Annotated in this window: 1 pseudogene; it reads right to left on the minus strand. The window is 71.1% G+C overall.

The features are described from left to right. A pseudogene (locus tag ACH4J0_RS42680) lies at positions 1–253 on the minus strand (cell surface receptor IPT/TIG domain-containing protein); the annotation flags it as partial.

Here is a 253-nt window from a genome sequence, read left to right on the forward strand (position 1 = left end):
TGAGGGTTCCGGTGTTGGTGGTGATCGTTGCCGGGGTGGCTCCGAAGGTCACGGTCGCACCCGTGAGGCCGGTGCCCGTGATGGTGAAGACGCCACCACCCGCCGGGATGCTGACCACCGGAGTTATGGGCGTGGTGACGACCGGCGGCGCGGCCCCAAGGTAGGTGAAGCCGCCTGGAACACTCGCCGATCCACCGGGGGTGGTCACCACCACGGGGACGTTGCCCGCGGCGTGCGCCGGGGTCAGGCCCGC

The sequence above is a fragment of the Kitasatospora sp. NPDC017646 genome (assembly GCF_044329365.1).
Taxonomy (GTDB): Bacteria; Actinomycetota; Actinomycetes; order Streptomycetales; family Streptomycetaceae; genus Kitasatospora.